The following is a 10769-nucleotide window of genomic DNA, read 5'->3' as shown; positions in this document are numbered from 1 at the left end:
GGTGATCTTGGTCGGCCGTGGGCGGCGATCCACGACAACGCCCGGATCCCGGCGGACTTCCGGCTGTACCTGACCGCGACCCCGCGCATCCTCGCCGCGGCCCGCCCGCAGAAGGGCGCGGACGGCCAAGAGGTGGAGCTCGCGACCATGGCCGACGACCCGAACGGCACGTACGGCGCGTGGATCGCGGAGCTCGGGCTGTCGGAGGCGACCGAGCGGGAGATCCTCGCAGGGTTCGAGATCGACGTCCTGGAGATCCGCGACCCCTCCCCCGTCCTCGGAGAGTCGGAGGAAGCGCGGCGCGGCCGGCGCCTGGCGCTCCTGCAGACCGCGCTCCTGGAGCACGCCGCCGCGCACAACCTCCGTACGGTCATGACGTTCCACCAGAAGGTGGAGGAGGCCGCGGCGTTCGCGGAGAAGCTGCCGAAGACGGCGGCCGCGCTGTACGTCAACGACGCCTCGGACAAGGACCTGGCGGCTGCGGACAAGCTGCCGAAGTCATCCATCGACGCGGAGTTCTACGAGCTCGAGGCCGGCCGCCACGTACCCCCGGACCGGGTGTGGTCGGCGTGGCTGTGCGGCGATCACCTCGTGTCCGAGCGGCGCGAGGTCTTGCGCCAGTTCGCCAACGGCATCGACGCGACCGGACGCCGGGTGCACCGGGCCTTCCTCGCCAGCGTTCGCGTGCTCGGGGAAGGGGTCGACATCACCGGCGAGCGGGGAGTCGACTCGATCTGCTTCGCCGACACCCGCGGTTCCCAGGTCGAGATCGTCCAGAACATCGGCCGGGCGCTCCGCCTCAACCGCGACGGCTCCACCAAGGTGGCCAGGATCATCGTGCCGGTGTTCCTGGAGCCGAACGAGGACCCGACAGACATGGTCGCCTCCGCCAGCTTCAAGCCGCTCGTAGCCGTGCTCCAGGGCCTGCGCAGCCACGATGAGCGCCTGGTCGAGCAGCTCGCCTCCCGCGCCCTCACCAGCGGCAAGCGCAAGGTCCACGTCCAGCGCGACGAGGACGGGCGGATCGTCGGCGCCGGCGGCGAGAGCGACGGCGAGGACCAGGAGCACGACGAGAACTCCGACGCCGCTGCCGAGTCGGCCCTGCTGCACTTCTCCTCGCCCCGGGACGCGACGACCATCGCGGCGTTCCTGCGGACCCGTGTCTACCGGCCCGAGTCCCTGGTGTGGCTGGAGGGCTACCAGGCCCTGATCCGCTGGCGGGCGGAGAACGAGATCACCGGCGTCCACGCCGTTCCGTATGACGTCGAGGTCGAGGTCGGGGCGACGAAGTCGTTTCCGCTTGGCCGATGGGTGCATCAGCAGCGGAAGGCGCTGCGGGCCGGGGAGCTGGAGGAGCGCCGCAAGGTGCTGCTGGACGCCCCGGAGGCCGGGATGGTGTGGGAGCCGGGCGAGGAGGCGTGGGAGAACAAGCTCGCCGCGCTGCGGTCCTACCGGCGTGCCATGGGGCACCTCGCGCCGCGCCAGGACGCCGTGTGGGGCGAAGGCGAGGCGATGGTGCCCATCGGGCAGCACATGGCGAACCTGCGCCGGAAGGGCGGCCTCGGCAAGGATGCCGCCCTGGCCGCGCAGCGCGCGGCGCAGCTGGCCGCCATCGACCCCGACTGGAACTGCCCGTGGCCACTGGACTGGCAGCGGCACTACCGCGTCCTCGCGGACCTGGTCGACGCCGACGGCGCCCTGCCCGAGATCCAGCCCGGCGTGCTGTTCGAGGGCGATGACATCGGACGATGGATTCAGCGGCAGAAGAACGCGGGCACCTGGGCGCAGCTGTCGAGCGAGCAGCAGGAACGGCTGACCGCGCTGGGCGTCACGCCCGCTGAGGCGCTGTCTCCCGCCGCTGCAGCCGCTCGTACGACGAAGGGACCGAACAAGGCGCAGCAGGCGTTCCAGCGCGGCCTGACAGCCCTCACGCAGTGGGTCGAACGGGAAGGCGCCGACCGGCCCGTGCCCCGCGGTCACATCGAAGAGGTCACGGTCGACGGCCAGGAGGACCCGGTGGCGGTGAAGCTGGGCGTATGGATTTCGAACACGAAATCGAGGAGGGGTCGGCTTACCCAGGAGCAGGTGGACGCGCTACGGGAACTCGGGGTGGAGTGGGCGTGACGCCGCCGAATACGAGGATCCCGGGGCTGCGACCTCGAGCTTTCGCGCGTGAGGGCCCTCTGGCGGGGCTCAGCGCGGCTGGTCAGCACTCGGCGAGCGGCTGAGACCAGCCGCGCCCGCCTAGTCTCAGCATCGGCGAACCTGCCCTGTAGAACCAGTTCCCGCGCCCCGAGTGGTGGTGTCGGTGTCCACCCACACCACCGGGCAGTTCCCTCCGCCCGAGTTCGGGTCCGTACCGAAACAGTCGCCATGCCCTCCTCGAAGCGAGCCGGTTGCACAGAGTTACGCACTCGACCGTCCCGCACGGGCAGAGAGCCAGTCAAGGAGACCGAGGAACGTCGGCGGGTTGCCAGGCTGGCTACGCTGTCGAGATGGATCACGCTTTCGCTGTGGACAAGTTGACGAGCTTCCTCTCTCTTGTCGGCGGTTATCTCTACGAAGTAGAGCTTGCCTCGAAAGACATCGGCGCGGAGTGGCCAGACTGGCCCGAAAAGCTTGTCGTTCAGGAAGCCGTAGCCCGGCAGATCGTCAACGCCTACTCCCCCGGGCTGGGCGATGTCGACCGCGAGGACGGAGAGAACGAGGCCACTTATTGGTACCGGGTTCGCACCGCTGCCGCTCAGGCGCTTGGTATGGCCTCCTCAGCTGAGGAGGTAGCCGCCTTCCTCCGACCGGCTTCGCCCGCCATCGCTGCTGACTCCTTGCATCCATGGGTATGGGAGCCAGCTGCCCCGCTTTGGGCCGCAGAGGCTCGCCAGGACGCAGTTCTCGCCGCAGCTCGTACCCTCAACCGTCGGCTCCAGCAGAAGCTCGAGCGCCACGACATCGGTGAGACCGATCTCTGTATGCAGGCGTTCGACGTCAAGGAAGCTCAGCCCGGGAAACCCCGGCTGCGTTTTCCGGGCGACCGCAACATGGCGACGTGGCGGGCACGACAAGAAGGAGCCAAATACTTCGCTGCCGGTGCCTTTCTTGCTATTCGGAACGTTGCAGCCCACGAGGAGGCCGTCGACTGGTCCCGCCAGGACGCACTGGAACACCTGGCAGCCCTGAGTGTCATCGCTCGATGGATCGAGGAATGCACTACCGAACAGGCACCGTCGCCCAACCAGTGACCATTTCTCTTTCCCATGCATTCCCCAATGGGGTGCTGAAGACCCTTCGGCGGAGCCACCCCGCCACGTCGCTTACGCCGGCTCAGCAGAGTTCGCCTGGTTCATACTTTTTGACATTTCTGGCCTCTGCGTTCCAGACCCACACCGCCGACTCACGCCAGAGTCGTGGGTAGTCCTCCAACTCAACCGCGTGCGGGGTCTGGCCAGGCTCCTCCACGCCTGTGTAACCATCGATCCACCTGCCCGTTGGCACCTTCGACGGCCGCCATGCAGCATCCTCGACGAGGATCGCCTGCACGCTAGCTATTGCAGCACTCCCTTGGGGCATGGGCAGCCTCCACTCCTGTTCGTGGAGCCAGGAGGAACCCTTCTCGGTACGAACCGCCCAATGTCCCAGTTTCGCCTTGAGGAAGCCCTCATGGACCTCGGGTGGCACATATGCCACTGCCCCGCCGCCCTTGCGGAGCACCTTCTCCCGTGTTGTGACTACGCCCCACGGCGTGAAGCGCCCGGTCTGGATGAGGTGATCAAGATGCTCCAATGGACACTCAGAGAAACACACGCACGGCACTCCGCTGGCCCCCGAGCCCGGTCTTTCAGCGCCGAAGGGCGCGAACGCCCGGAACCGCTCTTCTCTGAGGATGGCATCCAAACGTTGCTGCGGACTTGAGTCCCGTATCTCTTCAGGGACCCACACCGGTCGATCACCAGTCCGACCGGTGAAGTGGTACAAGTACTCGCTCTGCGCAGGCCCTACCAGCCCAAGTATCGACGTCATCCCACCCTCTGCATCGCGCCCGCCTCGGCGAAGGAACGTTCTACTCAGCGCTGATGTTCCCCGCAACGAGGGACGCTCCTACGGCTACTGCGAGCGGGAGCGCCGTTGTCTCCAGCAGCTACGCCCCAGCGGCCTATGAGTTCGAGGCAGCGCCAGCAGCACCGGACTGACGGCCATACGTTGGCCGGCGGTCGGCGCGGAAGGAGGCCGCTATGGTCGTACACACTCGCGTGGTCCGCGTGAACTGGCTGCATTCAATCAGGCCAGCAGAGGCCAGCCTGGCAGAGAGCACGGTGCCGACCATCGTTCAGCTACGGGAGCACATACCGATGATCGTGCGCTGAGGAGCGCGCCGTCGGCATCGGTGCCAGAAATCCGGTATGTCAGTCAGTACCCTGCCCCTACGCTCGCTCCATGAGCTGGAGCGAAGCCCACGGGTCAGTGAGTCGAGCATTTGATCACTGGCGCAAGGCTGATGCGGAGAACAAGGCGTTCCTCAAGCTGACGGGCAAGTGGTCGACCGAGGCATTCGAGCGTCAGTGGAAGCAGGCTGAGGATGCACTCAGCGAGGTGTTCGACCCGGAAGTCCATGATGGCGACGAGCACGTCGGCATGTTCCTCAACGCCGTGGGTGGTCTCTGGCCCTTTTCCCACCAGTGGATGGTGGAGGCCTCGGTGTTGAAGAACGGTGTGACGGCGTTCGAGGTGTATCTCGAGAAGGCAGCCCAAGAAGTCCTCGAGGGATGGCGCGTAACCGTTGACGGCAGGCAGGGCACTCATCAACTTCGTCTGAAGAGGCCAAAGGGCTTCGCCTCTCCAAGCTGGAAGACCTTGGTCACCGCTCACAGCGTTCTCGGAAGCACCGTCGAGACGCTCGACGTCGAGTGGGCAAGGGACCTGCGACATCTTCTGACCCACCAGAACGGTGAGCTCCGCACCGAGGAGGCCCTTGAGAAGTTCCGGGTTACCGACGCCGAGGCTGACGCTTATGCCCGTGTCGGAGGCCGAGTCCATCTCGGGGTCGAGCGGGTCGTCGGCGTGCTGGACAAGCTGGCCTCTGTGGTGCGTCACGCCGACGTGGCCGTCCATGCGTACGTTTGGGGGGAGAAGCGTCGGCAGGTGCCACTGAGTGCCCTCCACGCCGCGAAGTGCTTGGAGTTCATGGCCGAGTGAAGCGGCGGCGTCACACGGCGTCGGGCATGGCTGAAGGCGACGGTAGCGGCCCGGTGGAACAGATACGAGCCGGAGGACCACTGCGCACCGTGCGCCGCACCGCGGGGGCACCTCTCCCAGCGACGCGACCCCGGCGGTTGGTCACCGAAGGCACCTTGACCAGAGCAGTGAAGCCCAGCTCAGCCTCCGGCTGATTGCGGCACTCACGAGCCGGCTGGGCGGTCAAGGAGCGTAGCGAAGAAGTTGGCAAGCACGGGCTGCGCGCGGTCACGGAGCTCTTTCAGAGTGGCCACTGATCGGGTGACCGGCAGGCGGCCCGCAACGCACGAGGCTCCTGTGCCGTTGAGAGAGGTGTTCGACGTCTCAACTCATCAGCGCAGGAGCCTCGTTGGTTCCCCATCCTGCCTCACTCGACCTGCCGCACGCCTTGGTCGAGTGGGTAACCATGCTCATCGTCACCCGTGAGGGTGACCGCCACTGCAAGCTCCCACCGCACCAGCGTGCTCTCGTCGCCCTGACCTACCTCCGCCGGCACGACCCGCTCACCCAGATCGCCGCCGGCTTCGGCATATCCGTCGGCACCGCCCACGCCTACGTCACCGCCGTCGTCGGTCACCTCGCCCGCCGAGCACCCGGCCTGCTGCGAGTCCTGCGGGAAGCCGATCCCGAGCACGTCCTGCTCGACGGCACGCTCGCCGAGTGCGACCGGGTCGGCGACAGCCGGGCCGACTTCTCCCAGAAGCACCGCCGCCACGGCGTGAACCTGCAGGTCATCGCCGACCCCGCGGGCAACCTGCTGTGGATCTCGCCAGCCCTGCCCGGCCGCACCCACGACCTGACCGCGGCCCGCACCCACCGCATCATCCGGATCTGCGAACGCCAAGGAGTGCCCGTCCTCGCCGACCGCGCCTACATCGGCGCCGGCCCCTGGGTGACCACGCCGATCAGACGGCTCCCGCACCAGGACCTCAACCCGACCCAGCGGACAATCAACCAGGCCCTGTCCGCGGCACGAGCACCCGTCGAAAGAAGCGTCGCCCGACTCAAGTCCTGGCGTATCTTCCGCCGAGCCCGCTGCAGTCCCAACCGCATGACCGCCATCGCCGCCGCCGTCCTCACCCTGGAGAGGCAACGCTGAAAGAGCTCACGGTCACGAAGTTCGTCGTGGCCGAACCGGAACACCTCGTAGCCGCGGAACTTCAGGGCGCGGTCACCGGCCATGGTGGCGGCGTATTTCGCACTGTCGGGCTCGGTTCCGTCGTTGCGGGTGTAGTGCTGCATACCGTCGACTTCCAGCACCACGCGCCGGTTTCCGGAGAGCAGCATGAGGAAGTCCATGCGTAGGTTCTGCATGGCGTGCGTGCCGCGTGCGCGCAGGGTCTTGGGGTCCCAGTGCAGCCATATCTCCGGTAGGAGGGCGGGAACGTCGTGCAAGTGGTCCCGGTAGGCGTGGTGGTAGTGCCAGAAGAGGTTCTTCTGTCCTGGGGACCTTGGTGGGAGTGAGGCCTCCATGCGGCTGTAGAGGGCTCGCGCGGCCTGCTCTTGATCAGCGATATTCCGGGTTTCCTGCCACCAGGCAAGGAGGTCTCGCCAGAGCAGTCCCTCCTTGCCGACGGGGCGGTCGTAGACCAGCACCTCGTCGGCGCGCTCGGCTACCTCGATGTCGTTGTCGAGGGCGCTGGTGAAGCGGATGTCGGGCTTGCCCAGGGTGGCGAAGATGAGGTTGCGTGGTCGTCGTGCGGTACCGCGGCCGTACTCGATAAGCTGGAACTGGGGGTAGCCGTCTACCTCTCCGTACTGGCTCAGCTGGGTGCCCACGGGGTTCAAGTGCCGGTTAGCCATCTCAACGAAGCGGCGCTGTGCCGGCTCGTCGGGCAGGACGGCGGGGGATGCCAGGCCCTCGATGAAGTGTCCGAACCTGGGGTGTGGTGTTTCGAAGGCACCGAGCTGCTCGAAGAATTGCTCCGTCGTCCAGTCGTCGAACCGAAGCACGTGGCGTTCAATCTGGCTGCGCAGGCTCTTGGTCGGAGCGGTCCACCCACCGAGCGGATCGTCGTCCAGGTGCCACAGTCGGCCCAGCAGGCCCATGAAACGGTCCGGGTAGCCGAGGTGGTCGGACAGATCGAAGTCTCTGGCCAGCTCGCGCCTGGTCCGGCTCGGGATTTGCACGTGGTGGCGGCCAAGCCACAGCACATCCTGTAGCGCCATACGTTCGACCTGGCCTAGCTCCTCCTGCTCAAGAACCGCCTCGGCGACATCCGGCAGGCGATCATCGTGGCAGGCATTCAGGCTGGCCACCAGACGCTCGTGCTTGGAGCTGCCCTCGATTGGCTCAGGAAGGCCGAGGCGCTCGCACAGCGCCGGCAGCTCCTGAGCGGTGTAGCGCTGATACAGCGTGAGGAGCACACCGTCGATCAGTCTCCGCAACCCCACCATGTCTATCTGTTCCCCCATCCCCTGATGATGATCGATGCACGACCGCGGTTCCAGCCTGCTCGTTCGCCTTGCCTCGGCAGCTAACTTCCCAGTGCGCTCGCACACCGCGCCTCTACCGTGATCTGCATGTCGCATGAAACGATCCACGAGCACCTGCTGATATCGGCCCGGAAGTGGGCACGCACAGCCGTCGACGCGTACTTGGATGAGCCGCTCGACCAGGACTTCGCCGTGCACCACATGGCGGTCGCGGTGGAGCACGCGTCGAAGGCGTACCTGGCGTCCATCGCTCCGGTGCTCCTCGCGTCGGAGAAGCAGCCGAGCGTGGACGACCTCCTGGTCCTGAGCGGAAACGAAGACAAGGCGAAGAAGGGCCGTGCCGGGCTGAAGACCATCGGCGGCGAGGGGGCCATCGACAGGGCAGAAAAGCTTCTCCGCCCCGGGTACCGGGCGCCTGCCAAGCTAAAGGAGCTGCGGGAGTCCCGCAACGGGATCACCCACATGGGGTGGGGCCAGCCCGTCGCCGAGTGCCGCGCCCTCCTGGCCGCGGGTATCGAGTACATCGATGCCCTGCTGAAAGCCTTGGGGTGCGGCTCCCGTGGAGTGAGGGTGTGAGGCTGTGCGCCGTTGCTGTCCGTGGCGGGATGGCGGATCGTCGTTTCCGAGACCGTGGTCTTGGAGGCGGGGATGGCGTCGTGGCTGGAGAAGCTCGAGCGGCGGGAGGCTGCCGCGCGGGAACAGATCGCTGAACTGCGGGACCGAATCGAGGAGTTGTCCGGCTGTCTGGCCGAACAGGAGACGACTCTGTCCCGGTTGGAGATCACGCGGGAGACCATGTCCGAGCTCCTGGACGACGGCGACGACGATGGTCCTGCCACTGGGCCGGAGTCCGGCGGGCCGGCCGGGTCGCCGGTCGGTGTGCGGCTGATCCCCGACTGGTCGCCGGAGTTGGAGGTGACGGTGTTGCCTCGCGTGTACCAGGACATCGTCGAGGTTCTGGGTGACGCGGTGCATCCGCTTCGGGCCCATCAGCTCTGCTCGGTGCTGGGTCTGCCGACAGACAAGTCCAAGGTGGAGGGGTTTCGGTCGAAGCTGAAACGGATGGTGGAGCGGGGCTGGCTGACCGAGGCGGAACCGGGGCTGTTCGCCGTGCGGAGCGCTCCCGGGACCCCTCCTCGTGCGCCGGGAGCAGAACCGTCCGCCCCAAGTTCTCCCTCGCGCCGGTGAAGGGCCGGGCTCTCGTCCCTAGCGTCGAAGGTGCCAACCTGCCCGACACGGCGGAAACGAGAGCCCGATGTCCGCACGGTATGCGGCCGCGACGACGGCTGACCCCTTTGACCGAGCAGTTTCTTGCCTCACTTCTCTCATCACCTCCCTCTCCGGTCACCAAGCCCTGCACCTGTCCCACGACCGGGTGGAAGAGCAGGCCGAGGCCGGCGCCAGGGAGGTGGCCCGCCTGGTCCTGCAGGGCCACCTCGACCTGCGCGCCCGCCGGGAAGAAGCCCAGTTGTCGGCCCTGAACCGCGCCGCCCGGGCCGCGCTCGCCCAGGGCCGCACCCGCCTGGAGAAGGGGCACCGACGCCGGCTGAACACCGTGCTCGGTCCGGTGACCGTCACGCGGTGCGCGCTGCGCGGGCCGCAACTGGCCAACGTCCACCCGGCCGATGCCCAACTTGCCCTGCCACGTGAGCGGCACAGCCTGGGCCTGCGCAAACTCGCCGTACTCGAGGCCGTGCGCGGTTCCTACGACACCACGCTGGAGGCCATCGCGCGCCGCTGCGGTGGGCCGGGGCTCGGCAAGCGGCAGGCCGAACAGCTGGTGCAGGCCGCCGCGGTGGACATCGCCGCCTTCTACGCCGCCCACACCCCCGTCCCGGCCACGAAGGAGACGCTGCTGGTGATCAGCGTCGACGGGAAGGGAATCGTCATGCTCCCCGGTCACCTGCGCGAAGCGACCCGCAAGGCGGCCGAGCGCGCGAAGCGCACCTTCCGCACCCGGCTCTCGGCCGGGGAGAAGAACTGCCGCAAGAGGATGGCGACGCTGGCCGTCGTCCATGACGCCGCCCCGGCGAAACGCCGGGTGCACGACATCATCGCCCCACCCGGCGGCCGCACCGGAGCACGTGTGAGGCGCCCCGGGCCCAAGGCCCACGCGAAATGGCTCACCGCATCCGTCCGCGACGCCCCGCAGAAGGTGATCGCCGCCGCGTTCGACCAGGCCGAGGCCCGTGATCCGCAGCACCGCCGATGCTGGGTGGTCCTGGTCGACGGCGCCACCCACCAGCTGGATTTGATCCAGGCCGAAGCCGCCCGGCGCAAGGTCACCGTCCACATCGTCCTCGACATCGTCCATGTCATCGAGAAGTTGTGGGCGGCCGCGCGGTGTTTTCACACCGCCACCGACCCCGAGGCCGAGACATGGGTCGGCCACAAGGCCGCCCGGATCCTGGCCGGCGACGCCGCCGGCGCAGCCGCCGACATCCGCACCCAGGCCGACCGGCTGCATCTGTCCCACGACGACCGCGCCGCGGCGGACACCGCCTGCCGCTACCTGGCCAACAACGCCGACTTCATCGACTACGAGCATGCTCTCGCGGCCGGCTGGCCGATCGCGAGCGGGATCGTGGAGGGAGCAGCACGTCATCTGGTGGCCGACCGCCTCGACATCACCGGCAGCAGGTGGGGCGTCCCGGGCGCCGAGGCCGTCCTCACCCTCCGCGCACTCATCAGCAACGGCGACTTCGACTCGTACTGGACCTTCCATGCCCAAAAGGAACGCGAACGCCTCTACCCCAAGGACGACCAGCACGCATACGCGCTCCTGGCCTGACCAACGATCTCACTCCATGAGAGCCACACCCAAAGCCTTGTCGGCAGAACCCGATGGCTTCTGGGGCTCGCACGTCGAAGCCTGCACCGCGCTGGTGGCCCAGGCCACGAGCGAGATGGAGATCCGGTACCAGGCCAAACTCCGGCAGGCCCGCGAGCGCTTCACCGAGAACACTCGGAGCCTGTCCAAAGCCGAGGTCTCCGAGCTCGTTAGCAGCCTTTCCACACTGCCGACTGCCGCCCCGTGGTCGCTGTCCATACCCGCCGCGTGCCCCGCGTGCGGACACACTGGCTTCGCAAGCGGCCGGGACAAG

9 protein-coding genes and 1 pseudogene are annotated in these 10769 nt (G+C 67.5%); 8 read left to right on the top strand and 2 right to left on the bottom strand.

The window, feature by feature from the left end:
- Both GBN72_RS33890 and GBN72_RS33885 read left to right on the top strand, forming a co-directional pair.
- The coding region (locus tag GBN72_RS33890; protein ID WP_151775828.1) for a helicase associated domain-containing protein at positions 1–2124 on the top strand (2124 nt) is incomplete at its 5' end.
- A 371-nt stretch (positions 2125–2495) separates the two neighbouring features.
- Positions 2496–3239, top strand: coding sequence for a TIGR02391 family protein (locus GBN72_RS33885; protein WP_151775827.1), 744 nt, complete (start codon positions 2496–2498; stop codon positions 3237–3239).
- Positions 3240–3321: 82 nt separating this feature from the next.
- Here the strand turns inward: GBN72_RS33885 and GBN72_RS33880 are convergent, their stop codons facing one another.
- On the bottom strand, positions 3322–4017 hold the full coding sequence (locus GBN72_RS33880) for a hypothetical protein (protein WP_151775826.1): 696 nt from the start codon (positions 4015–4017) through the stop codon (positions 3322–3324).
- A 414-nt stretch (positions 4018–4431) separates the two neighbouring features.
- On the opposite strand from GBN72_RS33880, the gene GBN72_RS33875 reads away from it, so the two are divergent.
- Positions 4432–5190: an NUDIX hydrolase gene (locus tag GBN72_RS33875; RefSeq protein ID WP_151775825.1), complete on the top strand. Its 759-nt coding sequence runs from the start codon at positions 4432–4434 to the stop codon at positions 5188–5190.
- A 388-nt stretch (positions 5191–5578) separates the two neighbouring features.
- Positions 5579–6328 (top strand): transposase family protein, encoded by a 750-nt coding sequence (locus tag GBN72_RS33870; protein ID WP_151775824.1) that lies wholly within the window; start codon positions 5579–5581, stop codon positions 6326–6328.
- 638 nt (positions 6329–6966) lie between these two features.
- On the opposite strand, the pseudogene GBN72_RS35785 reads toward GBN72_RS33870, so the two are convergent.
- Positions 6967–7398, bottom strand: a pseudogene (locus tag GBN72_RS35785) (AbiJ-related protein); the annotation flags it as partial.
- A 354-nt stretch (positions 7399–7752) separates the two neighbouring features.
- Here GBN72_RS35785 and GBN72_RS33860 point away from each other — a divergent pair.
- The 4 genes from GBN72_RS33860 to GBN72_RS34920 form a co-directional block, all read left to right on the top strand.
- Positions 7753–8241 (top strand): hypothetical protein, encoded by a 489-nt coding sequence (locus GBN72_RS33860; RefSeq protein WP_151775823.1) that lies wholly within the window; start codon positions 7753–7755, stop codon positions 8239–8241.
- A gap of 72 nt (positions 8242–8313) precedes the next feature.
- Entirely contained in the window at positions 8314–8853 is a 540-nt protein-coding gene (locus GBN72_RS33855) for a hypothetical protein (RefSeq protein ID WP_151775822.1), read from the top strand.
- Positions 8854–8920: 67 nt separating this feature from the next.
- The gene (locus GBN72_RS33850; RefSeq protein WP_151775821.1) at positions 8921–10456 is read left to right on the top strand and encodes an ISKra4 family transposase; all 1536 of its coding nucleotides are present in this window, start codon (positions 8921–8923) and stop codon (positions 10454–10456) included.
- A gap of 16 nt (positions 10457–10472) precedes the next feature.
- Positions 10473–10769: hypothetical protein (locus GBN72_RS34920; protein WP_218042115.1), on the top strand; the 297-nt coding region annotated here is incomplete at its 3' end.

It is taken from the genome of Streptomyces abyssomicinicus, assembly GCF_008974245.1.
GTDB lineage: Bacteria > Actinomycetota > Actinomycetes > Streptomycetales > Streptomycetaceae > Streptomyces > Streptomyces abyssomicinicus.
The sequence above is the reverse complement of the archived record's forward strand: the minus strand, read 5'-3'. Positions and strand labels throughout refer to the sequence as shown.